Source organism: Streptomyces sp. NRRL S-337, assembly GCF_000720175.1.
In the GTDB taxonomy this organism is placed as follows: Bacteria; Actinomycetota; Actinomycetes; order Streptomycetales; family Streptomycetaceae; genus Streptomyces; species Streptomyces siderophoricus.
This window is the reverse complement of record NZ_JOIX01000057.1, coordinates 48,895-75,018: the sequence shown is the minus strand read 5'-3', so window position 1 is coordinate 75,018 and position 26,124 is coordinate 48,895. Positions and strand designations below refer to the sequence as shown.

Sequence of the window (26,124 nt, the reverse complement as noted above, 5' to 3'; positions counted from 1 at the left end):
CCGCAGGCGCGCCGCCGGAGCCGCCCAGGGCCGACGTTCGCCCGTCCATGTGCTTTCGTCAGAATGTTCTGACAAAGCATTGACGTGGCTCCGCGCGGGCCGTTACAACTCCTCCAGCCGCATTCCGGCGGCCGTGGAGAAAAGGCGGTTCCACGATGATCAGCGTGCGTACGACCGGCGTCCGGCGGCTCACCCTCCGCAGCGCCGCCGCTTTACTGACCACCGTCGCACTGGTCGCCGGGTGCAGCGCCACCGGCGGCCAGGACGCCAAGGACGAGGGGGCCGGCGGCACCCGCATGACCATCGGGATGGTCAGCCACGCCGGCGACGGCGACACCTTCTGGGACATCGTCCAGAACGGCGCCCAGCAGGCCGCCGCGAAGGACCACGTGAAGTTCCTCTACGCCCACGACAAGGAGGGCGGCCAGCAGGCCGAGCTGATCCAGTCCTACATCGACCAGAAGGTCGACGGGCTGATCGTCACCCTCGCCAAGCCGCAGGCCGTCAAGGCGGCCGTCCGCAAGGCCGAGGCCGCCGGCATCCCGGTGATCACCATCAACTCGGGCGGTGAGTTCTCCCGGGCGTACGGGGCGCTCACCCACATCGGGCAGGACGAGTCGGTGGCCGGCCGCGCGGTCGGCGAGGAGCTGAACCACCGGGGGGCGAAGAAGGTCCTCTGCGTCCTCCACGAGCAGGGCAACGTGTCGCTGGAGGACCGCTGTGCGGGCGTCCGCAAGGGCTTCCACGGGACCGTCGAGAACCTCAACGTCGACGGCACCAACGCCCCGGCCGCCCAGTCCTCGATCGAGGCCAAGCTGCAGTCCGACACATCGCTCGACTCGATCGTCACGCTCGGTGCACCGATCGCCGCGCTCTCGGTCAAGGCCAAGCGCGACGCCGGCAGCCACGCGCAGATCGCGACCTTCGACCTGAACGGCGCCGTGGTCAAGCTGCTCAAGGCCAAGGATGTCACCTTCGCCGTCGACCAGCAGCCCTACCTGCAGGGCTACGAGGCGGTCGACCTGCTCTGGCTGCACAAGACCAACGCGGACGTCCTCGGCGGCGGGAAGCCGGTGCTCACCGGGCCCGCACTGGTGACCCAGAAGGACGTACCCCAGCTGACCGAGTACACCGGGCGAGGCACCAGGTGAGAGCAGAGGGAAGACGGGACGACCCCATGAACCGGGACAGATCACCGGTCACGGATACTTGGCCGGTTGGCCCCGGCCGGCCGGCGCCGGAGTGCGGCACCGCACCCGCCCGGACCGGGCGGCCCACACAGCGAATACGACCGACGCAGCCGACACGGCGAGATCAGCGGGAAGGGCGAGTCCTCGTGGCAAGGGTTCGAAGAAGGGGACGCGTCGTGAGCGCCGTGCTGGCGGCGGTGCTCGGCGCCTCCCTGGCGGGATGCAGCAGCACCGGCGGCAAGCGCGCCGAGGAAGCGCGCGCCGCCAAGGCCGCCGGCGGCAAGGCCGCGGTGAACACCCCCAGGTGGACGTTTGCGATGGTCACCCACTCGGGAGACGGCGACACCTTCTGGGACATCGTGCAGAACGGCGCCCAGCAGGCCGCCCTCAAGGACAACATCAAGTTTGTCTACGGGCACGACGAGGAGGCCCAGCGGCAGAGCCAGCTGGTGCAGTCCTACATCGACCAGAAGGTCGACGGGCTGATCGTCTCCCTCGCCAAGCCCAACGCCATGAAGGACGTCGTCGAAAAGGCCGAGAAGGCCGGCATACCGGTGATCACCGTCAACTCCGGCGCCGAGGAGTCCAAGGCGTTCGGCGCGCTCACCCACATCGGGCAGGACGAGACGGTGGCCGGCGAGGCGGTCGGTGACGAGCTGAACCGGCGCGGCCGCAAGAAGGCCCTGTGCGTCCTGCACGAACAGGGCAACGTCGGCCACGAACAGCGCTGCGAGGGCGCCGCCAAGACGTTCAAGGGCAAGCTGGAGAAGCTCTACGTCGAGGGCACCAACATGCCCGATGTGCAGTCCTCCATCGAGTCCAAGCTCCAGGCCGACCCGTCCATCGACGCCGTGGTCACCCTCGGCGCGCCCTTCGCGCCCACCGCCGTCAAGGCCAGGGAACAGGCCGGCAGCAAGGCCGAGATCGACACCTTCGACCTCAACGCCCAGGTCGCGGCCGGCCTCAAGGACAACACCCTCGGCTTCGCCGTCGACCAGCAGCCCTACCTCCAGGGCTACGAGGCGGTCGACCTGCTCTGGCTGTACAAGTACAACTCCGACACCCTCGGCGGCGGGAAGCCGGTGCTCACCGGGCCCCAGGTGATCACCAAGAAGGACGCCGGCGCCCTGCAGGAGTACACGAAGCGGGGTACCCGATGACCGTCACCCTCAAGGCACCCGTCCAGGACGAACGGCTGCTGCACCGCTCCCTGGCCCGCCGGCTGATGGGCCGCCCCGAACTGGGCTCCGTCGTCGGCGCCGCCGCGGTCTTCGTCTTCTTCTCGATCGTCGCCGAGCCCTTCCTGCGGGCGTCCAGCCTCTCCACCGTGCTCTACGCCTCCTCGACCATCGGGATCATGGCCGTACCGGTGGCGCTGCTGATGATCGGCGGGGAATTCGACCTCTCGGCCGGCGTCATGGTCGTCAGCTCGGCGCTGATCTCGTCGATGTTCAGCTACCAGATGACCGCCAACACCTGGGTCGGCGTCGGGGTGTCCCTGCTGGTCACCCTCGCCATCGGGGCGTTCAACGGATTCCTGCTGACCCGCACCAAACTGCCCAGCTTCATCATCACGCTCGGCACCTTCTTCATGCTGACCGGCCTCAACCTCGGCTTCACCAAGCTGATCAGCGGCACCGTCTCGACGAAGTCCATCTCCGACATGGAGGGCTTCGCATCGGCCCGTACCCTCTTCGCGTCGCACCTGACCGTCGGCAGCGTCGACATCCAGGTCACCATCGTGTGGTGGATCGCGCTGGTCGCCGTGGCCACCTGGGTGCTGCTGCGCACCCGTGTCGGCAACTGGATCTTCGCGGTGGGCGGCAACGCCGACGCCGCGCGGGCGGTCGGCGTCCCGGTCACCAAGACCAAGATCGGCCTGTACATGGGCGTCGCCTTCGCCGCCTGGATCTCCGGCCAGCACCTGCTGTTCTCCTACGACGCGATCCAGTCCGGCGACGGCGTCGGCAACGAATTCCTCTACATCATCGCCGCGGCGGTCGGCGGCTGCCTGATGACCGGCGGCTTCGGCTCGGCGATCGGCGCCGCCGTCGGCGCCTTCATCTTCGGCATGGCCAGCAAGGGCATCGTCTACGCGCAGTGGAATCCGGACTGGTACAAGTTCTTCCTCGGCGCGATGCTGCTGCTCGCCACACTCCTGAACGCATGGGTCCGCAAGCGGGCGGAGGACAAGGCATGACAGCGCTGGTCGAGCTGACCGACGTCAGCAAGTACTACGGCAACGTCCGGGCACTGGAGGGCGTGTCCCTGGAGGTGCACGCGGGGGAGATCACCTGCGTGCTCGGCGACAACGGCGCCGGCAAGTCCACCCTCATCAAGATCATCGCCGGACTGCACCGGCACGACCGCGGCACCTTCACCATCGAGGGCGAGGAGACCAGCCTGGCCTCCCCGCGCGAGGCCCTCGACCGCGGCATCGCCACCGTCTACCAGGACCTCGCCGTCGTCCCCCTCATGCCGGTCTGGCGCAACTTCTTCCTCGGCTCCGAGCCGACCACCGGCGTGGGCCCCTTCAAGCGCCTCGACGTCCGCACGATGCGCGAGACCACCCGCAGCGAGCTGCTTCGGATGGGCATCGACCTGCGTGACGTCGACCAGCCCATCGGCACCCTCTCGGGCGGCGAACGGCAGTGCGTGGCCATCGCCCGTGCCGTCTACTTCGGCGCCAAGGTCCTGGTCCTGGACGAGCCGACGGCGGCACTCGGCGTCAAGCAGTCCGGCGTCGTCCTCAAGTACGTCGCGGCCGCCCGGGACGCCGGCCTCGGCGTGGTGTTGATCACGCACAACCCGCACCACGCCTACCTCGTCGGCGACCGCTTCGTCCTCCTCAAGCGCGGCACGATGGCCGGCAGCCACACCAAGCAGGAGATCGCCCTGGAGGAGCTGACCCGTCAAATGGCGGGCGGCAGCGAACTGGAACAACTCAGTCACGAGCTGGCCCGCACCGCCACCCCGGATTTCCCCGGCGGCCACCGGCCCGACTGAGCAGGTCAGCAGGGTGCCGCGCCCCGCACCGGCCGCCCGGCCGCGCGGGGCGCGGCGCTGCCGGTCGCGGTGCGCCGGACGCCGCCGGTGATGCACAATCGCACCTGACCCGCACGCCGAGGCCCCGGCCTCCCGAGACCCCCTAGGGACGAGACGACTCTTGCGAGCACGCAGCCACCGCATGGGGGAACCACCCACGCCCGTCCGGCACCGGGGGAGCAACGGCGAAGAGGTGGGTCGATGAGCATGTACCGGGACCGGGTGCACCGGGGATCGGCCAGGGCCACCGTGCTGCGCACGGTCGGCACCCGTGAGCGGCGCTCCCACCTGACCGCCCCGCGCGTGCCCACGGTGGGTATCGACATCGGCGGCACCAAGGTCATGGCGGGCGTGGTCGACGCGGACGGCACCATCCTGGAGAAGGTCCGTACCGAGACCCCGGACAAGTCCAAGAGCCCCAAGGTCGTCGAGGACACCATCACCGAGCTGGTGCTCGACCTCTCCGACCGGCACGACGTGCACGCGGTCGGCATCGGGGCGGCCGGCTGGGTCGACGCGGACCGCTCCAAGGTCCTCTTCGCCCCGCACCTGAACTGGCGCAACGAACCGCTGCGCGACCGCCTCGCGGGCCGCCTGGCGGTCCCCGTGATGGTCGACAACGACGCCAACACCGCCGCCTGGGCGGAATGGCGGTTCGGCGCCGGCCGCGGCGAGGACCACCTCGTCATGATCACGCTGGGCACCGGTATCGGCGGCGCGATCCTGGAGGACGGCGCCGTCAAGCGCGGCAAATACGGGGTCGCGGGTGAATTCGGTCATATGCAGGTCGTGCCCGGCGGCCACCGCTGCCCGTGCGGCAACCGCGGCTGCTGGGAGCAGTACAGCTCCGGCAACGCCCTGGTCCGCGAGGCCCGCGAGCTGGCCGCGGCCGACTCCCCGGTCGCGTACAACATCATCGAGCGGGTCGGCGGCCGGATCGGCGACATCACCGGGCCGCTGATCACCGAGCTCGCCCGTGAGGGCGATGCGATGTGCGTCGAGCTCCTCCAGGACATCGGCCAGTGGCTCGGCGTCGGCATCGCCAACCTCGCCGCCGCCCTCGACCCGTCCTGCTTCGTCATCGGCGGCGGCGTCAGCGCCGCCGACGACCTGCTGATCGCCCCGGCCCGGGACGCCTTCCGGCGCCACCTCACCGGCCGCGGCTACCGCCCCGAAGCCACCATCGCCAAGGCCCAGTTGGGCCCCGAGGCGGGCATGGTGGGCGCCGCGGACCTCGCCCGCCTGATCGCCCGCCGCTTCCGCCGTGCCAACCGCCGCCGGGTCGAGCGCTACGAGCGCTATGAACGGGCCGGCCGCCGATGACCGAAACCGAAGCCCCCACCATGCGCGACGACCACCACACCGCCCTGCCGCCCCGGGCCAAGCGCCGCCGCCCCGTGCTGACGGCGCTGATCGTCTTCCTGCTGATTGCGATCCCGGCCGGCTACATCGTCATCTCCGCCGAGCAGAGCCGCGACAGCGGCGAGGGCAAGGAGGCCGAGGCCGCCGCCACCGGCCTGACCAACGCCTTCCCCTCCAAGGTCCAGCAGCGGATCTACAACGTCCCGGTACCGATCGGCTCGACCCCGGTCTACTACTACGAGACCAACTCCTGGGAAACCAGCTCGCTGTTCGTCCAGTTCCGGACCAACGAGTGGGGCCTGGAGCACTACCTCGCGGCCGTCGGCACCAGCACCGCCGCGCTCAAGAAGGACCACAGGACCATCCCGCCGGACCAGGCGGCGAAGGTCGGCTGGGACTTCAGCGTCGACTGGCCCTGGGCGGGCACCACGACCACCAGCCGCGGCCCGCATCCGTCGCAGCGCATCATGGTCAGCTACGACGAGCCGGGACACCCCGTGGTGTACACGGTGTCGACGGTCAAGTTCTGACCGCCGCGGTCTCGTGGGATGCTGATGCGTTCTCGCGTTCCAGCAGCGTGACCGTGACGCCGAGCGCGATCTGGCGCTCGCCGACAGGTATGAATCCGCGCCGAAGATAGAGCGCGACCGCGGGCAGGTTGGCGGTTCCGGTGGAGACGACGGTCAGTTCCGCCGGCTCGATCGAGTCCAGAGCGTCGAGCAGGGCCGTTGCGACGCCGCGGCGATGCGCGACGGGATGGACCACGAGGCGGCAGATCTCCAGAGCACCGTTCGGCAAGCGGGTCCATGCGACCGCTCCGACAAGTCCCGCCCCCTCGCGAACCCCGAGGAAGGACTCGTCACATGCGCGCAACTGCTCCAGGGACTCGTGCAGGGGCGGGATGCCGTCGAAGCCGATGAGCCGGGCTTCGACCGCGTAGGCCGCCCGCTGAAGGTCCCACAGATGACGCAGGGTGTCGGGATCGGACAGGTCGAGCCGCACCGGTTCGGCGAAGGGCCCGGGGGATTCGGGGGCGGCGGGGCGTTGGCCGGTCATGCGGTGATCCTCTCAGAACGCTCGACCAGGACGCCGTTCTCGAACCGGGCGCCCGCACGGACCAGGGGCACCACGGTGGTTGGCGGAGGCCACGCCGCAGAAACACAACCACTGCAAGAGCTCGTAGCGCCATCGGTGAGATGACCGATGTGCGGTGGGCGGGTGCCCGGCCATAGTCCTCGAAAGATCGTTCGCGGGTGGCTGTCGTGCACCCGCCGCCTTTCGAAAGGACTCCTTCTGTGGACACGTACGCGGACCTGATATTTCTCGGCGGGCGGGTGGTCACGGTGGATGCGCGGTTCACCGTCGCCTCGGCCCTGGCGGTGACCGGAGGCCTCATCAGTGCCGTGGGAAGTCGGGACGACATCGCGCCGCTCGTCGGCCCGGGAACCCGCGTCATCGACCTGCGCGGGGCGACGCTGCTTCCCGGCATCAACGATTCCCATCTCCACGGATGCGCCTTCGGGATGGCCAGCCCGCCGCTCTCCCTCGACCTCGGTCACCCCGCCGTCTCCTCCCTCGCGGACGTGGCCGCGGCGGTACGGCAGGCCGTCGGGCGGGCCCCGGACGGGCAGTGGATCACCGGCCACGGCTGGGACACCGGTTACCTCGACGAATGCGTCACCGATCCCTCCCGGCAGCCCTCGCGGCACGACCTCGACACCGTGAGCCGGGACCACCCGGTCGTCCTGTACTCCTTCTCCGGCCACGCCACGTGGGTCAACTCCAAGGCGCTGGAGCTCATCGGCATCGACCGGTACACCGTCGCACCACCCGGCGGGGCCATCGTCACGGACGGCGCCGGGGAGCCGACCGGGCTGCTGCACGAGGGGGCCCAGGCCCTCGTCCAGAATGTCCTGCCGCCGCTCGGCCGGCAGGAGCGGACCGACGCCATCCGGTCGACCCTCGCCACCCTCGCCCGGCTCGGCGTGACCAGCTACACCGAGCCCGGACTCGGCCCCGGCGGCGACGGCATCATGCGGGGCGCCCTCGGCCGGCAGACCCTCGACGTCTACCACCAACTCCTGGCCGACGGCGAACTGACCGCCCGCGTCGGCGTCCTGCTCCTGCCCACCGGCATGACGAGTACCGCTGAGGAGTTCGCCCGTACGCTCAACGCCCTCGGAAGGACCACCGCCGATCCGCGCCGCCTGGCGATCCACGGCGTCAAAATATTCGCCGACGGCATCGTCCCCAACAAGACGGCCTGGATGCACGAGCCGTACGTCGGCGGCGGCAGCGGTTGCCTGTGCGTCGGCGGCGGGACCGACACCGAGCGGATCACCGAGATCGACGCCATGATCCGGCATGCCCACGCCGCCGGGCACCAAATCGGCGTGCACGTCACCGGCGACCGGGCCATCGACACCGTGGCGGACGCCTTCGCCGCGGCCATGGCCGCACACCCGCGTCCCGACGCCCGCCACTACCTCATCCACGGCGACTTCCTCACCCCGCACAGCATGAAGGTGCTGGCCGCACATGGCTTCGGCGTCAACATGAACCCCACCATCAAATGGACCGTCGCCGACATGGAGGAGGACTTCGTCGGCGCCCAACGTGCCGCGTACGCATGGCCCTACCGCGATGCCCTCGACGCCGGCGTGCGGGTCGCCAGCGGATCCGACGCCCCCGTCACCCACCCGGACTGGCGCCAGGGCATCGCCACCATGATGCTCCGCGAGTCGAAGGCCACCGGCCGGGTCAGCGGCCCCGAACAGCGCATCGGCTTGGCCGAAGCGGTCCGCACGTACACCATCGACGCGGCCTGGCAGGACTTCGCCGACGACTGGAAGGGCTCCCTGGAGCCCGGCAAGGTCGCCGACCTCTGTGTGCTCGACGGGGATCTGCTCGCCGCCGACCCCCACGACATCCCGGAGATGCCCGTCGTCCTGACCGTCATGGACGGGCAGGTCGTGCACGACACCCTCCGCGATTGACCTACCCCCTGCACATGATCATCCTTGGGGGATGGCAGCCAACCGGAGCACGGCAGACATCCTGGACGCGGCCGTGCACGTCCGCCAGGCCGCCAGAAGCGCCACGAGCGGCACGGCCGGCCTCGACGCGGTCCTGGCGGCGCTGTCGGAGGTCATGGCCTACGACCATGCCTCCCTGACCCGGTGGGACCCGCTGCGCCGGCGCCACACCACCCTGGCCGGAAGCTACCCGGACGACGCCACCACCTATATCGAGACCCGCCTCCACCACGACCCGGTCTTCCCGGTCCTCCACAGCCCGGCCCGAGGCGGTCTCTGGCTCAGGGAGGTTCCCAGGCACCTCCTGGCAGCCTCACCGGGCTTTCTGGAGGTGCTGTCCCCCCTCGGCATCCAGGACGGGGTGGCCCAGTGCCTGTTCGACGCCGACGGCCGGTACGTCGGCATGCTGAACGTCAGCACCCGCCGACCGCGGCGCACACCCGACCCGGCACGCGCCGTGGTCACCCTCCTCACCGAGTCCCTCGCCGCTGCCGTCGCCCCGCGCACCACCCCGCGACCCCAGGAGGCCGCCACGGACCACGCCGCCACCGATCCGCAGCGCATGGACCCGCGGCGGCCGGGCGGCCTCTCACCACGGGAACTCCAGGTACTGGCCGAACTGACCACCGGTCGCACCAACCGCGAGATCGCCGAACGCCTCTACATCACCCCGCGCACCGTCGCCACCCACATCGAGCACATCCTCACCAAGCTCGACCTCCCCAACCGCGCGGCCGCCGCCGCCCGAGCCGCCACGTGGGGAATCGAACCTTCCCCCTGACCCGAATCCGTCGGCGTCCCGCCCGAACGCCTCAAAACCACGGCCTCTGGCCGGCGCCTCCCGACCGGCAACTTCCAGGGAGGCGGGAGCGCTCGGGGAGGCCCGCCGGTCAGGGAGCGTCGGAGCCCGGGGCGCTGTCGCGGCGTAGTTGATGCCGGTCGACCTTGCCGTTGGCGTTGCGGGGGAGGGCCGGGAGGTGGTGGACGGCATCGATGGTGATGCCGCGCGGCAGGCGGGTGGCGCAGTGGCGTTTGAGGGTGAGCAGTGTGGGCGGGGTCGTGGTGGCCGGGACGATGAAGGCGGTCAGCCGGGTGTCGAGGGCGGAGCGGGTGACCAGGGCCGCGGCCTCCGAGACATGGGGGTGGGAGGAGAGGGCCGCCTCGATCTCGGTCAGATGCATCCGGATGCCGTGGATCTTCACGGTGTCGTCGAGGCGGCCGAGGTAGATGAGGTCGCCGTTCTCGGCGAGGCGTACGCGGTCACCGGTGCGGTACCAGCCCTGGTGCGGTGGCCGGTTCCAGTAGCCGAGCATGACGGTGGGGCCGGCGACGGCGAGCTCGTTGTCGGGGGCGAGGATCCTGACGTCGTTGCCGCAGGTGGGGCGGCCGATGGGCGTGGGGATCGGCGGGGCCGTCGCGTCGGGTGGCGGGAGTTCGTAGGCGGTGCAGACGTTGGTTTCCGTGGGGCCGTAGAGGTTCAGGAAGCGTTTGCCCGGCCAGTGCCGGCGTAGCCGGTGGAGGTCGTCGGGCGGGAAGACTTCGCCGGCGAAAAGAACCGCACGCAGTTCCGGCAGCGGCCGGTCCAGGAGGCCGCCGGCGCGCATCATCAGCTGGAGGGCGGAGGGGACCGAGTACCAGACGGTGAGCTGCCGGTGATCGAGCAGCTCGGTCAGCGCCCGGGGCGCGTAGGCGAGGTCGGCGGGGATGAGGTGGACCGAGGCTCCGGCGGCGAAGGCGGTGTAGAGATCCAGGACGGAGAGGTCGAAGTTGAGGGGGGCGTGGTTCGCGAAGCGGTCGGACGGGGCGGCGTGGAGCGTGTCGACGGCCCAGTCGACGAAGGCCAAGGCGTTGCGGTGGCTGAGGCAGACGCCTTTGGGGCGGCCGGTGGAGCCCGAGGTGTAGAGGATGTACGCCGGGGAGTCGGGTGACAGACGGGGGCGCGGAGCATTGTGGGAGGGCGTGGCGGCCGGGGTGTGGTGCGGTTCGGCCGGGTGGTCGAGGAGGAGTGCGGTGCCGGGCCGGGTGACGGCCGGGGCGCGGTCCGCGGTGGTGATGACGGCGGCCGGAGCGCAGTCCTCGATGATCTGTGCGGCGCGGTGCGCCGGGTTGAGCGGGTCGATGGGAACGTAGACGGCGCCGAGGCGAAGGACGGCCTGGGTGGCGGCGACGGCCCGCACGGTCTTGTCGGTCCAGAGGGCCACCCGGTCACCCGCCGCGACTCCGATGTGGTGCAGCTCGGCCGCCAACTGGTCTGCCGCCACGTCGAGTTGGGCGTACGTGAGGGTGGTGACGGGGTCGGCGACGGCCGGTGCGCCGGGGGTGCGGCGGGCCGCGCGGGTCACCAGGTCGTGGAGAAGGGGGGAGCGGGTCACAGGCCGAGCCCCTTGGCGATCAGCTCGCGCTGGATGTCGGAGGTGCCGGAGAAGGTACGGGCCGGCAGCGCGTCGCTCAGGGCGCGCGCGATGTCCGTACGGGTGGAGAAGGACGAGCCGCCGAAGAGCTGCGTGGCGTCGAGGGCGGTCTGGATGGCGCTCTCGGCGGTGTGGAGCTTGCTCAGTGCGATGTCGAGCGGGGTGTGCTCGCCGCGGTCCAGGAGCCAGCAGGTGCGGTAGAGCAGGAGCCGGGCGGTCTCCAGGCGGAGCTTCATGTCCGCGATGCGGTGGGCGACGGCCTGGTGGGCGGCGAGGGGTTGCCCGAACTGCTCGCGGGCCGCGGCGTGTTGGACGGACTCCTCGATGAGGCGGGACATCTGTCCCAGGTACGCGGCGAACAGGCAGCTGCGCTCCCAGCGCATGGAGGACTGGAAGAGGGCGGCGCCCTGCCCCGGCCGTCCGACGACGCGGGTGGCGGGCACGGGCGCGTCGGTGAAGGTGACGGTGGCTGCCGGGCAGGTGGTGAGGGCCGGCTTGTCGAAGGGGTCGCCGACGGTGACGCCGGGGGTGTCGCGGTCGACGGCGAAGCAGGTGACGCCGAGGAAGCCGAACGCCGGGTCGGTGACCGCGTAGACGAGCAGGAGATCGGCGACGGGGGCGTTGCTGACGAAGGACTTGGTGCCGTTGAGGAGGTAGTGGTCGCCGTGCCGCTCGGCCGTGGTGCGCAGGGCGGTGACGTCCGAGCCGGCCCCCTCCTCGGTGATCGCGTTGGCGCCGATCGCGGTGCCGTCGGCCAGGCGCGGTACGAGCTCCTCGCGCAGGGCGTCATGGCCGTGCTCGGCGATCGGCATGACCGTGGCGAAGAGATGGGCCAGCACGGAGAACAGCAGGCCCATGTCCGGGCAGCCGCGCCCGGCCGCCTCAACGGCGCGAGCGGTGGTCACGGCGTCGTACCCGCGCCCGCCCAGTTCTTCGGGAACCGACAGGCCGGTGAGGCCGAGCTCGGCACAGGCGCGCCAGTGGTCGCGGACGGCGGCGGGCGTGCACGAAGCGGTGCCGCCGAGTGCGCGGGCGCCGGCCAGCACACTGTCGTACACGGCCTGCTGGCGGTCGGTCCAGGAGAAGTCCATGGGCGGGCCCTTCAGGGAGGCGGGAGGATCAGCGGTAGTGGGAGATGACGTGCTCGCCGAAGAGCCGCAGCTGCTTCTTCGTCTCCTCCAGCGGCATCAGCCCCTGCTCCACGTACAGGCCGAACCAGCTCAGTTCGCCGTCGTTGCCGTAGCAGGAGGCGACCTCGGCGACCTGACTGCGGACCTGCTCGGGGGTACCGCCGAGCGCGTACCGCGAGTCGAACATCCGCTGTACGGTCCATTCGCTCTTCGGCAGCATCTGGCCGGGGTACTTCTCGTCGTCGTCGGCCAGCCGGAACGCCTCCCAGAAGCCGAAGTCGCCGAGGTACTCGTTGAAGGCGGCGTAGGTGGTGCGTTCGGTGATGTCGTACAGCTCCTCCGGCGTGTCCGCGAAGTGGAGGGAACGCATGGCGCCGACACCCTCGCCCAGCTTCAGGTCGCGGCCGTGCTCGGCGGCGGTCTGCTGGTAGGCGCGACACAGGTCGACGAACTTCTCGGGCCGCGGGCCGAGGATCCAGGGCGTGATGTTCTCGCGGGCGGTGTAGCGGATGGTCTTCTCACTGAGGGAGAACGGCTGCATCAGCGGCGGGTGCGGCTGCTGGTAGGGGGCCGGGACGACCGAGACACGGCGGATGACGCCGTTCTCGTCCAGCTCGCCGGGGGCGCCGTACTTCTTGGTCCACTCCTGGGCCGGCCAGCGGGTGATGCCCTGCTCGTAAGGGAAGGGCACCTGGTAGTACTGGCCGTTGTAGTCGATCGTCTCCTGCGTCCAGGCCATCTTGACGATCTTCATGTACTCCTCGTACACGCTGCGGTTGTGATCGTCGGTCGCCGAGCCGTCCATCGGGGCGCCGCGTACGCGGGTGTGCTGCCCCATCACGTTGAGCCAGCGGTCCTGGAAGCCGCGGGCGAATCCGGCGTAGATGCGCCCCTTGGTGAGGTGGTCCAGCATCGCCAACTCCTCGGCGACGCGCAGCGGGTCCCAGGAGGGCAGTACGAGGCCGAGCGGGCTGAACTTGATGCGCTCGGTGCGGGCGGCGAGGTCCGCGTAGAGCAGCAGCGGGGCGACGGAGAGCTCGAAGCCCTCTGAGTGGAAGTGGTGTTCGGTGGTGGAGAGGACGTCGAAGCCGATCTCGTCCGCGAGCTGGGCGATCTCGCGGACCTCGGTGAGCATCTCCTGGTACTTCTCGTTGTTGCGGCCGATGGGGCGCAGGCGCTCGCGCTCCTCGAAGGTGGCGGGGACGGTGGGGGTGATGAAGAGGAGGAACTTCATGGCGTTTTGCTTTCCCTGGGTCTTGGTGGACTTCGGCCTGTTGGCCGCAGGTTTCGGCTCCGCCGGCTGAGTTGTTCAGGGACGGTTCGGTTACGGGACGACGGTGGTCGCGGTCATCAGGAACTCCGCGAGATGGCCGTCATGGGGGAGACCGGGTACGTAGGTGCTGGTGGGTCGGGTGCCGAGGAAGACGTTGCGGATGGTGGGGTCGCTGACGGCCGCGGCGACCAGGGCGGCGTCGTCGGTCAGCGTCATCAGCGCCAGGCTGTGCCGCAGCGGCCCGAGACCGTCGCGGCGGTTCCAGGGCGCCACCCATACGCAGGGGAACGGCATCTCGGCACCGAGCACGGGGTCCCGCGGGTCGGTGACGAGGTGGAGGGCGGGGCGCAGCGCGGCGCTGCCGTCGCCCAGGTCGGCGACCAGGCCGTCCGCTCCGAGCAGCGCTTCGGCTCCCGCTGCCCGCCGTGCGAGGTGGTCGCGCAGCGCGTGGGCGCGGGCGAGCGGGGTGACGGGCAGGACCGCCTCGGGGTCTTCGGGCCGCCGGACCGGGAGCCGGGCGAGCCGGGCTGCCAGTGCCTCGGCCACCGGGCGGGGGTCTCCCTCGACGAGCAGTGCGGTGGCGTTCACACACCCGAGCCCACCGCCGGAGGTGAGGGACTCCTCGATGACGTCCAAGTGGCCGCGCCAGTCGGCGCCTTCGGAAAGGAGGATCTTGGAGCGGCCGGGGCCCTGGACGAAGACCGAGGTGTCCGCGCCGTAGCGGCGTACGACGTCATCGCCGCCGAAGACGACGGACCGGTCGGCCGCCGCCACCAGTGCGTCCCCGACCTCGTGGCCGCCGGGGACCAGTGCGCAGTGCGCGGGGTCCAGGCCGGCCGCGCGCAGGGCGTGGACCAACCGGGCCGGGGTGAACGGATCGCGGCGTGAGGGACGTACCGCGACCCGGTAGCCGAGGGCGAGGGCGGTGAGCCATTCGAGGTGCGGCCCGGGGTGGTTGCCGGGTGCGAGGACGGCGAGGACGTCGCCCCTCCGGGTCCAGACGGCGCCCGGGGCCGTGGCGGAGGCCTCGCCCGCCCCCGGGTAGCGGGCCGCCACCGCCGTCGGCCGCTGGCCGGCCGCGCCGTCCGCGATGGCCGCGGCGCCGGTTGCGAAGAGGTGGAGCGCGGCACGGGGGGTGGCCAGCGGCAGTCCGGCCGTCCGGGCCACGGCGTGGCAGTAGTCCTCCGGGCCCTCGCCGTCCAGGGTGGCGGTGGCGAAGAGGCGGCCCGCGGCGGCGATCACCTCTCGTGTCCCGTCGGCCGAGGGGGCATCGGCCCGGCGCATCTCCTCGATGGTGCGGGCCACGGCCAGCCGTGGCACCCTCGCCAGGTCGGCGAAGGGGCGGCCCGCGACATCGGATACGGCCTCGCGGCGGTGGGGCGCGTAACTCCCGGACGCCACAAGGGCGTTGAGGGTGCGCGGCGCCGGGGCGGTGGTGGCGGGCATGCTCAGTACACGCCCTCGATGATCTCGCCCTCGGCCTCGGCGTACGGCGCGACATCGGCGACCGCGTCGGCCGGATGGCCGGGCACCGGGGCGACACGGGTCGCGAGGTCCCGTTCGAGGTTGTTGGGGAGCAGGGTCTCGCGAGTGAGGGTGTGCGCGAGGACCCGCCCGCGGGCCCCGTACGGCACGGCTCCGCGGCCGGCGGCGGGGTCCACGATCTCCATGAGGAAGCCGGTGTAGCAGGGAACGAAGACCGCGCTGCCGTCGTCGTACGAGCCGTCCGCCGGCGCGTCCGCGGCAGTGGGGACGTACTCCGGTGAGACGCCGGTGATGGTGTTCCCGTACGCACCGCGCAGCTTCACGTGGGGGAAGACCTCATGACGCAGGATGTCCCGGGTGTCACGGTCCATCGATGCCCCGCTCCACAAGATGGTGTGGACGCTGCGGTTGATCAGCTCCACCGCGCGCGGCGACTGTGCGAGCACCTCCAGCAGCGGCGGGGTGCAGAACATCACGTCGATGGTCTGGGTCGTCAGCAGGTCCATGGTCTGGGAGACCAGGTGCTCGATGTAGTGCTGGGCCTCCTTGTTCCGGCCGGTGCGCATCAGCTCCTTGACCCAGCGCGGGTCGAGGTCGATGTGCAGCGGAACGGCCGACCGCAGCGAGGTCAGTTCCCGCAGGACATGACCCACGGCATGCGGCCCGGTCGGGGCGATCAGCAACCAGTTGCCGCCCTGCGGGACCTGCTCACGGTCCAGGAACGAGGACCACCAGCCGGCCTGCCGGCGGAACTCGTGGAAGTCGACGATGCGGCGCGGCCGGCCGGTGGTGCCGCCGGTCTCGAAGACCCGCATGGGCCCGGCGCCGGCGAGGCCCTTGGGTACGAGGTCGCCGACCGGGACCGTACGGATCTCGTCGGTGACGTCGGGCAGCAGCGCCAGATCGGCGAGCGTGGTGACGTCCTTGCGCGGGTCGAAGGAGAAGGTGCGGGCCTTCTCCAGCCAGAAACGGGAGCCGGTGTCCGGACCGAAGTGCCAGTCCATCGCCGCCTGGACCAGGTCGTCGGCGCGGAAGCCGGGGCCGTCGGAGGTGACGAGCGGGGTGGGGGTGCGGGTGTCCATCACGGTGTCCTTCAGGGTGTCCGGCGGAAAAGGGGGCGGCGGCTCAGACGGAGGCGCCGAGGTCGGCGAGAAGGGCGGCGATCACGGGCCCCGGGTCACGCTCCGCGAAGAAGTGGCCGCCGGGCGGGTCGGAGTACAGGTGCCGGCGGTACGTGCCGGGCGCTGCCTGCGCGGACCAGGCCGCCAGTCCCTCCGGGGTGGTCAGCGGGTCCTGGGCACAGCCGAAGACCGATACCCGGCAGCCCAGCGGCGGGGCGGGGGCGGGCCGGTAGCCCTCGGCCATGGTGATATCGGCGCGCAGGGCCCGGACGAGCAGCGGCGCCAGCTCGTGGTGCTCCAGCATGGGGCGCGGAATCGCGCCGAACGCGCCGACGCGCGACCAGAGTTCCTCGGGCGGCAGGTCGGCGAAGAACGGAAGCCGGCGCGGCGCCCAGGGCGCGTCGTAGGCGGCGATGGCCAGGGCGTACGGCGCCGTGCCCCAGCGGTCACGCCAGGCGCGGGCGAGGGCGAAGGCGAGGCAGCCGCCCAGGCTGTAGCCGAAGAGGACCAGCCGGCCGGCCCGCCGGGGGCCCGGCAGTTCGGTGCACAGCTTGTCGGTGACGTAGGCCAGGTCGGTGTGCACTGGCTCGTCGCCGCGCAGGAGCCCATGGCCGGGCAGGTCGACCGCCAACAGCCGGACGTCCGCGGGAAGGTGCGGGACCCATCCCTCGTAGGTCTGCGGAGTGCCGCCGGCATAGGGCAGGCACACCAGCGTCGTGGTCGCGTGGTCGTCCCCGGCCAGCGGCCGCGACCAGGGCCGCTCCGGTCTCGCCCCCGGCATCAGAAGAGTGGCGCGGCGGCCGGGGCACGCAGCGAGCCGAGGTGCGGGTGCCAGAGGTGGTCCGGGTTGTTCTCCACGGTCTCGATGACCTCGCGCATGGCGGCCAGGACCGGCGGCCGGTCGGTGTTGTAGACGTTGCCCTGGAGCAGCCGCAGCACATCCAGCCGGTAGCGGGGGTCCTGGACGAAGGCGGTGAACAGGATGTTGAGGCGGTAGTAGATGGTGATGAAGGTGTACCAATTGGTCAGCCCGCGGCGTTGCGCGGCCTCGTACTGCGCGAACCGCGGCCGGCGGAAGTCCCCGGCCTCGGCGGCGGTGAGCACGTCCTTGCACAGCAGTCGGGCGCCGTGCATCGCGATGCCCACGCCGCTGGAGAAGATCGGGTCGACGAAGCGGGCGGCGTCGCCGACCATCGCCCAGCCGTCGCCGGTGATCTGCCGCATGGCGTAGCTGAAGTCGCCGTCCACCTTCAGCGGGCGGACGGGGGTGCAGGCGCGGAGCGCCGCGGCCAGTTCGGGCCGTTGCTCCAGCGCTCCCCAGAAGAACTGCTCCCGGTCGCCGCCGGCGTTCCGCAGCCGGCTCTTGCGGGAGACCACACCGACGCTGGTGACGGTGTCGGTGATGGGGATCTGCCACACCCAGCTGTCCTCTGCGGGCAGGAAGTGGACGAAGAGGTAGCCGGCGAGCTCGTCGCGCTGGGCGACGCCGCCGCGGTCCAGGCCGCTGAACCAGCCGTGCACCGCGTACTGGTCGAATGTCGGGTCGGTGACCTTCAGGCCCAGCTGGCGGCCCAGGACGGTGCCGCGTCCGCTGGCGTCGATCACCATGCGTACGGTGGCCTCGTGCTCGCCGCCACCGGAGGTGTGGACGATGCGCGGATGGTCGCCCTCGAAGTCCACCCGGCGGACGCGGGCCCCCTCGAAGACCTTGGCGCCGAGGCTGCCGCTGTGCTCCAGCAGCAGCTGGTCGAACCGGCCGCGGTCGACGTGGTAGGTGTAGGTCTGGTTCCCCCAGAGTTCCTCGTCCTCGGCGAAGGCCAGATCGGCAACGTCGAAGGCGTCACTGGCGCGGACACCGGTGGGTGAGGTCCAGGCGGCGCCGTACTTCTTGGGGAAGCCGGCCGCATCGACCTTCTCCAGTGCGCCGATCTCCGCCAGTACGGGAGTGGTGGCCGGCACCAGCGATTCCCCCACATGTTCGCGCGGGAACGTCTCCCCCTCGAAAACGGCTACCGAAAGACCGGCTCGCGCCAAATAGGAAGCGGCCGTGGAACCGCCCGGACCGCCCCCGATGATTCCGATATCAAAATCGGTCATGCGATTCCTCCTCAGGTCCGCGCCGGAGTGTCCGACAATTCCGCGAGCAGGGTCGCGATGCTGTCGATCGTCGCGAAATTGGAGCCCACCACCTGGTCGTGCGGAATGGAAATTCCATGGGCCGTCTGAAGGTGGCCGATGAGCTGGACGGTGGTGAGCGAGGTGAGAATCCCCCATTCCAGAAGCGGCGCGTCCAGCGCGATCTCCTCCTCCCGGGAGCCGAGTACCTGGCTCTGGAGGTACTCCCTGACGACGTCGGCCGCCTCGTCCTTGGTCATTGCGCTGCACCCTCTCGTACCGCCGGGCTGTTCGGACCCGGCTAGCTGACCACAGGAGAGAGGGCCGAACCACACCCGATTCGCAATGAATCGATCACGTTCCCTGATCGATTCCCCGGGTTTTCAGATGCGTTGACGGCGCTCGGTATCAATTCTCAGTAATGGTTGTTAATCGGCGTGACCGGCTGCTAATTTTCGGCCAACCCGTGAAAGGACTCTCTGTGTCTGATTTCCTGTACGACGTCGGAATCATCGGTGGCGGCCCCGCGGGGTCGACCATGGCGTCCTATCTCGCGCAGGCAGGTCTGTCCTGCGTCGTACTCGAAGCCGAACATTTCCCGCGGCCGCACGTCGGCGAATCCCTGGTGCCGGCCACCACACCCGTACTGGCGGAGATAGGCGCTCTGGAGAAGGTCGAGAAGGCGGGCTTCCCCCGCAAGTTCGGAGCCGCATGGACGGCGGCGGTGGACGACTCGATCCCGCGGCTCGGATTCCAGGGCCTGCACAGCGGATTCCGGCTGGCGGACGTCCAGTTCAGCGAGCGCGACCAGCCCGGGGTCCACCAGGACCACACGTACCACGTGGACCGGGGGCGCTTCGACGAGCTGCTGCTGGAGCACGCCTCCGAGCTGGGCGCAGAGGTCCGCCAGGGCGCCCGCGTACAACGGGTCGACCTGGACGGCGACATCAAGCACCTCACCTACCGCGAGGGCGGCAAGGAGTCGTCGCTGTCGGCCCGGATGGTCGTCGACGCCAGTGGCCGCGGTACCCACCTCGGACGGCAGCTGAAGCTCAAGGAGCCCGACCCGGTCTTCGACCAGTACGCCGTCCACACCTGGTTCGAGGGGCTGGACCGGCAGGCGGTCAGCGGCACCGAGGACCGGGCGGACTACATCTTCGTCCACTTCCTGCCGCTCACCGACACCTGGGTGTGGCAGATCCCCATCACCGACACGATCACCAGCATCGGCGTCGTCACCCAGAAGAGCCGCTTCAAGGAAGCCGCCGCGAACGACCTGGAAGCCTTCTTCTGGGACTCCATCGACACCCGCCCCGAACTGGGCCGCGCACTGCGCGCCGCCCGGCGGGTCCGCCCCTTCAAGGCAGAGGGCGACTACAGCTATGCGATGCGCGAACTGTGCGGCGACGGCTGGCTGTTGGTCGGCGATGCGGCCCGCTTCGTGGACCCGATCTTCTCCAGCGGCGTCAGCGTCGCCCTCAACAGCGCCCGGCTGGCCGCGCGCGACATCATCGCCGCGCACGAGGCCGGGGACTTCGCCCGGCAGCGGTTCGCGAGGTACGAAGGCAAGCTGGGCAAGGCCGTCCGCAACTGGCACGAGTTCATCTCCATCTACTACCGCCTCAACATCCTCTTCACCGCCTTCGTCCAGGACCCGCGCTACCGCGTCGACGTCCTGAAGATGCTCCAGGGCGATGTGTACGACGCGGAGGAACCGGCGGCGCTCGGCAGGATGCGGGAGGTGCTGCGTGAGGTCGAGGCCGACCCGAACCACCTGTGGCACCGGCACCTCGGATCACTGCGGGCCACCGCCCCCGCAACGGGCCGCTGACGGCGACCGGGAAGGCAGATCGTCATGGCTCGTACGGACAACAACAGCGCCGGCATCGCCCGGCCCTGGTGGTTCTGGACCGGTGTGGTCCTCTCCTGCGTGGGGGTCGGCCTGCACCTGCCGATGTTCTTCGCCATGCGCACGATGCACTACCGCATGGCCGGGATGGGAATGGGCAGTTCACCCGAGATGATCGCCGGCATGGTCCTGCTGGTGGTGGGACTGGTCGCCGCGGTCATCGGGCTGGTCCGGCACCGGCCCTCGGACGAGGGCACTTCCGCGGCCGGCCGCTACCGCGTGGAGCCCGGCCCCGAGGACCGGCTCAGCCCCGCCCACCGGCGGCTGATCGCGGCACTCTCGCTGGCCCTGGTCATCGACGTGATGAAGCCCGCCACGCTCGCGTTCATCATCCCGGGAATGCGCGAGGAGTACGGAATCAGCGCCGCTGAGGCGGCCGCGCTGCCGGTGGTGGCGCTGGCCGGCACCATCGTCGGTTCGCTGGTCTGGGGTTGGCTCGCCGACCGCCTCGGGCGCCGGGCCACCATCCTCCTGTCCTCCCTGATGTTCATCACGACCACCGTGTGTGCCGTGATGCCCACCTTCGAGTGGAACCTCTTCATGTGCCTGGTGATGGGGATGGCGGCCGGCGGGCTGCTGCCCATCGTGTACGCGCTGATGGCGGAGTCGGTGCCGGCCCGTCAGCGCAGCATCGTCATGGTGCTCCAGGCGGGCCTGGCCACGGTCGCCGCGTACTTCTTCACCAGCGCGCTGGCCGCCGTCCTGATCCCGGTCTTCGGCTGGCGCATCATGTGGCTGGTGCACTTCCCGTTCGCCGTCGCCATCATCGTGATGAACCGGTGGATTCCCGAGTCCCCGCGCTTCCTGGTGCGCTACGGCCGGGTCGCCGAGGCCGAACGGATCCTGGCCGACTACCGGATGGTGCTGGCCGACGGGGACCACCCGCCGGCCGAACTCCCGCGGCACCAGGGCACGGTGGCGCCTCTCTTCGGGCGCGGGGCGCTCGCCAAGACCCTGGTCGTCGGCAGCTATGCGCTCTCCTGGTCCATCGTCAACTGGGGCTTCATGACCTTCCTGCCCACGCTCCTGGGCAAGGCCGCCGGCGGCGTGCTGCCCCTCTCCTCGCTCCTGGCCGTCCCCGGCACCGTCCTGGTGGCGTATCTCTATGCCCGATGGAGCAGCCGCCGCACCATGGTCCTCTCCGGCGTGGTCACCGTGCTGGCTCTGCTGGGCCTCGCCGCCACCGGCCGCGCCGGCACCGGTCCGGCCGTCTACGTTTTCCTCGCCCTGCTGCTCATCGGCACCAGTGGGGCGGTCGCCACGCTGGCCCCGTATGCCGCCGAGATCTACCCGACCGACGTACGGGGCGCGGCGAGCGGGTTCACCGCGGCCTGCAGCAAGGCCGGCGGGCTCTTCGCCCCGCCGCTGATCGGCCTGCTGCTGGCGCACTACCCCGGCATGCGGATCATCGGGCTGTGCGCCGCCGTGCCGATGGCCTTGGCGACCGTCGCCATCGGCCTGAAGGGCCGGGAGACGGCGGGGCGGGAACTGGACGAGGTGCCGCATGACCCTGCGGCCGTCCTCCGTCACGCAACGGACGAGCGCGGTGCGCGAGCAGGAGCCGCGTGAGCCGGGCCGGCGCGGAGCGGAGAGCGGCCGCCCGGAGGCATCACGATTCGTGATCGGTGCCAGATCGGATTGCGTCTTGGACGGCCACCGGCCCGGTGCTGGACTGGGTGCACGGCGGTTCCCCGGCGCCTCTCGGCCCAGGGACCGTACGTCACCAGTTCCGTCACGACCCCCGGAGACATCCATGCCTCTCATCCACGTGCAGCAGACCCCTGGTAAGACCGCCGAGCAGAAGGCGGAGCTGGTCCGTGAGCTGACCGACGCCTATGTGAAGGCCACCGGCAGCAAGCCGGAGAGCGTGTGGGTGACCGTGCAGGAGATCGCCACCGACAGCTGGTCGATCGGTGGCGACACGCTCGCCGCCCGCGCCGCCAAGCGCTGACCACAGGGTCCGTCCGCAGGAACCACGGCCTGCGGACGGACCCACTCCCTGGCGCCGTTTCCGGGCCGGATCACCCCCGGGTCCGGCCCGGAAACGGCCGCACCGCCGGCTCCCGGCCGTCCGGCCGCCGGTTCTCCCCACATCAGAACAGGAGTTGATGAGCCGCCGTGAGCGACGCGCTTGACACCGCCGTACCGTCGTCCGCCGCCGCAGCCGCTGCCTCGGGTCCCCTGGATCTGCTGGTGGTGGGATGTGGTGCGGGCGGCCTGGCGACCGCGGTCAGCTTCGCCGAGAACGCCCCCGGCAGCCGGGTCCTGGTCCTGGAGCGGTCCAGCCGCTACAACCGTGGCGGGAACACCACCTGGACCGGTTCGTTCCTCCGGCTCACCGCCGACGGCACGCCGGCGGAGGACTTCGAGAGCCGGATGCACGAGCTGAGCGAGGGGCAGTCGGACGCCGACCACATCGCGGCGCTGAGCCGGAACGCGGAGCCCACCGTGCGCTGGCTCGCCGACCGGCACGGCGTGGAGTTCGAGACCCGGCCGACCTACTTCGTCACCGCGCGCGGCCCCCGGTTGATGCCCGCCGGCGGCGGCGCCAGCCTGGTGGACAAGCTCGCCACGTCGCTGGAGCGGCTCGGCGGCTCGATCGCCTACGGGGCCCGCGCCACGGCGCTGAGCACCGACGTCTTCGGCGGGGTCAACGGCGTACACGTACAGGAGGACGGCAGGTTGCGGCACATCGCAGCCCGGCGGGTCGTGCTGGCGTGCGGCGGATTCCAGGGGAACCCGGAGCTGCTGGAACGCCATGTGGGGCCCACCGGCGGCGGGTTGCGGCCGATCGCGCCCGGCGGTGAGAACAACAAGGGCGAGGGCATCGAGATGGCGGTGGCGGTGGGAGCCGCCCGCAGCGGCCAGTACGACCGTTTCCACGGCGAGCCCGTCGATCCGCGCAGCCACCAGGCCGAGGCGCTCATCATGGCCTACCCGTACGGGATCCTCGTCAACGCGGACGGGCGGCGCTTCCTGGACGAGGGGGCGGACACCCCCGACAACACCTTCGAGGACGTCGCGTACCGCATCTGGCGGGAGGCCCGGCAGTCCGCGTACCTGATCTGCGACGCCAAGCTGCTGCAGATCGAGGGACACGAGCGGTCGTTGCTCACGGACAAGGACCCGATCACCGCGCCGACCATCGACGAGCTGGCCTGCACGCTGGACATCGCGCCCGACGAGCTGAGCTGGACCGTGGCCCGGTACAACGACGCCTGCCGGCCCACTCCCTTCGATCCGACACGGCTGGACGGCAAGCACACCGTCGGCCTCGTGCCGCCGAAGTCCAACTGGGCCGTGGAGCTGGACACCGGGCCGTACATGGCCTGGCCGGTGCACTGCGCCATCACCTTCACCTTCGGCGGGCTGCGCACCGACACCCGCTCGCGCGTGCTGACCGAGCAGGGCGAGCCCGTCCAGGGCCTGTACGCCATCGGTGAGACCGCCGGGCTCTACTACAGCCGCTATCCGGGGGCCACTTCGGTGCTGCGGGCGCTGACATTCGGGCGGCTGGCCGGGGCGGAGATCGCCCAGGCACCGACCCCCACCAGGTGAGTCCTCAGCCGCTCACCCTCGACCAAGGAAGTTGTCCCGTTGCCATGAAGACCGCATCAACACGCACGCCCTACGCGCTGTTGCTCGCCGTCCTGTGCTCGCTGAACGCCGGCGGCCTGTTCGCCTCCGACATCAACCTGCCGGGCGTGCCGGCCACCGCGCACGCCTTCGGCACCCCGGTCGCGTCCGTGCAATGGACGTTCAGCGCCTTCATGATCGGCATCGCGGTCTCGCAGGCGGTCTACGGGCCGATCTCGGACGCGTACGGCCGAAAGCGCGTCATCGTCTCCGGTCTCGGACTGTTCGTCGTGGCGTCCCTGCTGTGCGCGGTGGCACCCACGGTCGAGGTGTTCGGTGCCGGTCGGCTCCTTCAGGCGCTGGGCGCGGGATCGGGCATGGTGCTCGGCCGGGCCGTGATCAGTGACCTGTACGAGGAGAAGGACGCGGCCCGGATGTTCGCCACGGTCATGCCGATCGTGGGCGTCTCCCCGTCCATAGCCCCTCTGGTCGGCGGATATCTGACCACCTATGTCTCGTGGCGGGCCCCGTTCGTGGTGACCGCGCTGATCGGGTTGGCGACGCTGATCGTGATGGTCACCTCCATTCCGGAGAGCCTGCCGCCGGAGCGGCGCAGCAAGCACCTGGGCGCCACGCTCAAGGGCTACCCCAAGCTGCTGACCCGTCCGCTGTTCTGGGCCTACACCGTCAACCTGGGGGTGGCGTACGGCGGTTACTTCGGTTACCTGGCCGCCTCCCCGCTGGTCTTCGAGAAGATGGGCCTGGCCACCGAGACCACCAGCTACTGCTACATCACGGTCTCGATCGCCTACGTCGCGGGCAACCTGACCTCGCGCACGCTGGTGCGCAAGCGGCCCATCAACCAGCTTCTGTGGATGGGCCACGGGTTCTTCCTCGTCGGAGCGCTGATGATGCTGGGGCTGGGTCTGAGCGGGGCCGGCGCGCCCTGGGGCCTGCTGGTGCTGGTCTTCATGCCGGTGATGACGTACGGCAACGGCTTCCTGCTGCCGCTGTCGATGAGCGCGGGGGTGACGACCTTCCGCTCGACCGCCGGCTCCGCCTCCGGCCTCATGGGCGCGCTCCAGCTGCTCGCGGCCTCGCTGGGGATCTTCGTCTCCAGCCGGCTGCCGGCCGGCGACCTGTTCGCCCTGGGGTGGTTCGTCCTGAGTGCCTCAGTGGTGGGAATCGCGGCCTTTGCACTGTTCCTGTCGCTGGCCAGGCGGCAGGAGCGGGCCGGCCGTGAAATGCGGAGCGCCGCGCAGCCCGCCGCGGAATTGCAGGGAGCTACTGCCGAGTAAACAATCGTCCGAAAAGTGTCTGGGTAAAACTCCACGGACTCCTTTCGTAGTGCCCGATCCGACGAGCGGCCCCATCCGGTGGTGGCGCCGCTCGTCGGTATGCGAGGATTCGCCGTGCGGGCGATCCCCAGCAACTAAATGTTTTGCTTTCAACAATGGGATCGCTCTGGGAATCGGGGGGTCCTGTGGAACTGCGTCAGATTCAGTACTTCGTTGCGGTCGCCGAAGAGCTGCATTTCGGCCGGGCGGCCGAGCGATTGCACATAGGCCAGCCCGCCGTCAGTCAGCAGGTGCGCCGACTGGAGCGGGAATTGCACACCCAGCTCTTCGATCGCTCCAGTCGCACCGTCACCCTCACGCCGGTCGGGCGGGCACTGCTGCCCGAGGGGCGGGAACTGCTGAAGGCGCTGGACGTCTTCGCCGCAAAGGCCAGGAGGCTGGCCACGCAGAGCGAGGCCACCTTCCGCATCGGCATCAGCTCCGCGCTGGGGGGACGCCTGGACGACTTCCTGGACGCCTTGCCCGGCCGCGGCGCCGGCACCCGCTTCGAATTCCAGACGCTCGACGCCCGTACCCGCCTGGAAGAGGTGCGTGCCGGGCGCCTGGACGCGGCCTTCATCCGCGGTATCGACAGCGCCCCCGGCCTGCGGCTTCTCGCTCTTTGGCACGACCCGCTGGTGGTCGCCCTGCCCGCCTCGCACCCGCTGGCCCGGCGCGACGTGCTGGACCTGGCCGGCCTCGCCGGGCTGCCCTTGCGCATGGCCTCCCGCGCCGACAACCCCGTGCTGTTCGACACGGTCCTCTCCGCCTGCCGCAAGGCGGGCTTCGAACCGCCCCTCGGCCCGTCCTCCACCGGACTTCAGGACACCCTCGCCGAGATCGGCGCGGGTGCGCCCGCCTGGACGCTGATGTACCCGACGGTGGCCCATACCGTCTCCTCCCGCCGGATCGCGCTGCTGCCCCTGGAGGGGGAGCCCATCACCATCCGCATGTTTCTCGCCGTGCGAGAAACCGCAGATCCGGAACGCCTGGAAGTGCTTGCGGCGACCAGTGCGCAGGTTCGCCGGAAGGTCGCGGGCGACCTTCGGCAAAGCCGCCGGCCGCAATGAAAGAGCAGGGGTTAATGGATGTTGTCGGGTGTGTGTACACCACCTCCCGGCGAATTTTTACCCGG

Annotated in this window: 23 protein-coding genes; 14 read left to right on the top strand and 9 right to left on the bottom strand. The window is 70.5% G+C overall.

Annotation, left to right across the window (positions count from 1 at the left end; translation table 11 throughout):
- Positions 1 to 155 precede the first annotated feature (155 nt).
- From IG62_RS0130030 to IG62_RS0130005, 6 genes are all read left to right on the top strand, one after another.
- Entirely contained in the window at positions 156 to 1,151 is a 996-nt protein-coding gene (locus IG62_RS0130030) for a sugar ABC transporter substrate-binding protein (protein WP_030810214.1), read from the top strand.
- 224 nt (positions 1,152 to 1,375) lie between these two features.
- Positions 1,376 to 2,350 carry a sugar ABC transporter substrate-binding protein gene (locus IG62_RS0130025; protein WP_037839640.1) on the top strand — a complete coding sequence of 325 codons (975 nt, stop codon included), beginning with the start codon at positions 1,376 to 1,378 and terminating at the stop codon, positions 2,348 to 2,350.
- Complete coding sequence (locus IG62_RS0130020; protein WP_030810207.1) at positions 2,347 to 3,390, top strand: ABC transporter permease; 1,044 nt, start codon at positions 2,347 to 2,349, stop codon at positions 3,388 to 3,390. The genes IG62_RS0130025 and IG62_RS0130020 overlap by 4 nt, the downstream gene beginning before the upstream one ends.
- Positions 3,387 to 4,196 (top strand): ATP-binding cassette domain-containing protein, encoded by an 810-nt coding sequence (locus tag IG62_RS0130015; protein ID WP_030810204.1) that lies wholly within the window; start codon positions 3,387 to 3,389, stop codon positions 4,194 to 4,196. Before IG62_RS0130020 ends, IG62_RS0130015 begins: the two co-directional genes overlap by 4 nt.
- Before the next feature lie 240 nt (positions 4,197 to 4,436).
- The gene (locus IG62_RS0130010; protein ID WP_030810201.1) at positions 4,437 to 5,558 is read left to right on the top strand and encodes an ROK family glucokinase; all 1,122 of its coding nucleotides are present in this window, start codon (positions 4,437 to 4,439) and stop codon (positions 5,556 to 5,558) included.
- A complete protein-coding gene (locus IG62_RS0130005) occupies positions 5,555 to 6,127 on the top strand; it encodes a hypothetical protein (RefSeq protein ID WP_030810198.1) in 573 nt (190 codons plus the stop codon). Before IG62_RS0130010 ends, IG62_RS0130005 begins: the two co-directional genes overlap by 4 nt.
- Here IG62_RS0130005 and IG62_RS42475 read toward each other — a convergent pair.
- Positions 6,117 to 6,653, bottom strand: a complete 537-nt coding sequence (locus tag IG62_RS42475) for a GNAT family N-acetyltransferase (protein ID WP_030810195.1) — start codon at positions 6,651 to 6,653, stop codon at positions 6,117 to 6,119. The genes IG62_RS0130005 and IG62_RS42475 overlap by 11 nt on opposite strands.
- A 239-nt stretch (positions 6,654 to 6,892) precedes the next feature.
- Here IG62_RS42475 and IG62_RS0129995 point away from each other — a divergent pair, with 239 nt between their 5' ends.
- Positions 6,893 to 8,593: an amidohydrolase gene (locus IG62_RS0129995; RefSeq protein ID WP_030810192.1), complete on the top strand. Its 1,701-nt coding sequence runs from the start codon at positions 6,893 to 6,895 to the stop codon at positions 8,591 to 8,593.
- A 31-nt stretch (positions 8,594 to 8,624) separates the two neighbouring features.
- The gene (locus IG62_RS0129990; RefSeq protein ID WP_030810188.1) at positions 8,625 to 9,413 is read left to right on the top strand and encodes a helix-turn-helix transcriptional regulator; all 789 of its coding nucleotides are present in this window, start codon (positions 8,625 to 8,627) and stop codon (positions 9,411 to 9,413) included.
- Between the two features lie 109 nt (positions 9,414 to 9,522).
- Here IG62_RS0129990 and IG62_RS0129985 read toward each other — a convergent pair whose 3' ends face one another.
- The 8 genes from IG62_RS0129985 to IG62_RS0129950 all read right to left on the bottom strand — a co-directional run bounded on the left by IG62_RS0129985 (position 9,523) and on the right by IG62_RS0129950 (position 18,427).
- The gene (locus IG62_RS0129985; RefSeq protein ID WP_030810185.1) at positions 9,523 to 11,004 is read right to left on the bottom strand and encodes an amino acid adenylation domain-containing protein; all 1,482 of its coding nucleotides are present in this window, start codon (positions 11,002 to 11,004) and stop codon (positions 9,523 to 9,525) included.
- On the bottom strand, positions 11,001 to 12,134 hold the full coding sequence (locus tag IG62_RS0129980) for an acyl-CoA dehydrogenase family protein (RefSeq protein ID WP_030810182.1): 1,134 nt from the start codon (positions 12,132 to 12,134) through the stop codon (positions 11,001 to 11,003). Before IG62_RS0129980 ends, IG62_RS0129985 begins: the two co-directional genes overlap by 4 nt.
- A gap of 28 nt (positions 12,135 to 12,162) precedes the next feature.
- A complete protein-coding gene (locus IG62_RS0129975) occupies positions 12,163 to 13,407 on the bottom strand; it encodes an LLM class flavin-dependent oxidoreductase (protein WP_030810177.1) in 1,245 nt (414 codons plus the stop codon).
- A 90-nt stretch (positions 13,408 to 13,497) separates the two neighbouring features.
- On the bottom strand, positions 13,498 to 14,892 hold the full coding sequence (locus IG62_RS0129970; RefSeq protein ID WP_030810174.1) for an aldehyde dehydrogenase family protein: 1,395 nt from the start codon (positions 14,890 to 14,892) through the stop codon (positions 13,498 to 13,500).
- 2 nt (positions 14,893 to 14,894) lie between these two features.
- Positions 14,895 to 16,013, bottom strand: a complete 1,119-nt coding sequence (locus tag IG62_RS0129965) for a hypothetical protein (protein ID WP_030810171.1) — start codon at positions 16,011 to 16,013, stop codon at positions 14,895 to 14,897.
- 43 nt (positions 16,014 to 16,056) lie between these two features.
- A complete protein-coding gene (locus IG62_RS0129960; RefSeq protein ID WP_030810168.1) occupies positions 16,057 to 16,833 on the bottom strand; it encodes a thioesterase II family protein in 777 nt (258 codons plus the stop codon).
- Positions 16,833 to 18,149: an NAD(P)/FAD-dependent oxidoreductase gene (locus IG62_RS0129955; protein ID WP_030810165.1), complete on the bottom strand. Its 1,317-nt coding sequence runs from the start codon at positions 18,147 to 18,149 to the stop codon at positions 16,833 to 16,835. Before IG62_RS0129955 ends, IG62_RS0129960 begins: the two co-directional genes overlap by 1 nt.
- 11 nt (positions 18,150 to 18,160) lie before the next feature.
- Positions 18,161 to 18,427 carry an acyl carrier protein gene (locus IG62_RS0129950; RefSeq protein WP_030810162.1) on the bottom strand — a complete coding sequence of 89 codons (267 nt, stop codon included), beginning with the start codon at positions 18,425 to 18,427 and terminating at the stop codon, positions 18,161 to 18,163.
- Between the two features lie 221 nt (positions 18,428 to 18,648).
- Between IG62_RS0129950 and IG62_RS0129945 the strand changes: the two genes are divergently transcribed.
- From IG62_RS0129945 to IG62_RS0129920, 6 genes are all read left to right on the top strand, one after another.
- On the top strand, positions 18,649 to 19,998 hold the full coding sequence (locus tag IG62_RS0129945; RefSeq protein WP_030810159.1) for an NAD(P)/FAD-dependent oxidoreductase: 1,350 nt from the start codon (positions 18,649 to 18,651) through the stop codon (positions 19,996 to 19,998).
- Positions 19,999 to 20,022: 24 nt separating this feature from the next.
- Positions 20,023 to 21,645: an MFS transporter gene (locus IG62_RS0129940; RefSeq protein ID WP_051798774.1), complete on the top strand. Its 1,623-nt coding sequence runs from the start codon at positions 20,023 to 20,025 to the stop codon at positions 21,643 to 21,645.
- A 184-nt stretch (positions 21,646 to 21,829) separates the two neighbouring features.
- Entirely contained in the window at positions 21,830 to 22,027 is a 198-nt protein-coding gene (locus tag IG62_RS0129935; protein WP_030413313.1) for a tautomerase family protein, read from the top strand.
- Between the two features lie 167 nt (positions 22,028 to 22,194).
- Entirely contained in the window at positions 22,195 to 23,634 is a 1,440-nt protein-coding gene (locus IG62_RS0129930; RefSeq protein WP_051798772.1) for an FAD-binding protein, read from the top strand.
- A 44-nt stretch (positions 23,635 to 23,678) separates the two neighbouring features.
- On the top strand, positions 23,679 to 24,950 hold the full coding sequence (locus tag IG62_RS0129925; RefSeq protein WP_078872328.1) for a multidrug effflux MFS transporter: 1,272 nt from the start codon (positions 23,679 to 23,681) through the stop codon (positions 24,948 to 24,950).
- A gap of 185 nt (positions 24,951 to 25,135) precedes the next feature.
- A complete protein-coding gene (locus tag IG62_RS0129920; protein WP_051798770.1) occupies positions 25,136 to 26,059 on the top strand; it encodes a LysR family transcriptional regulator in 924 nt (307 codons plus the stop codon).
- The last annotated feature ends 65 nt before the right edge of the window (positions 26,060 to 26,124 follow it).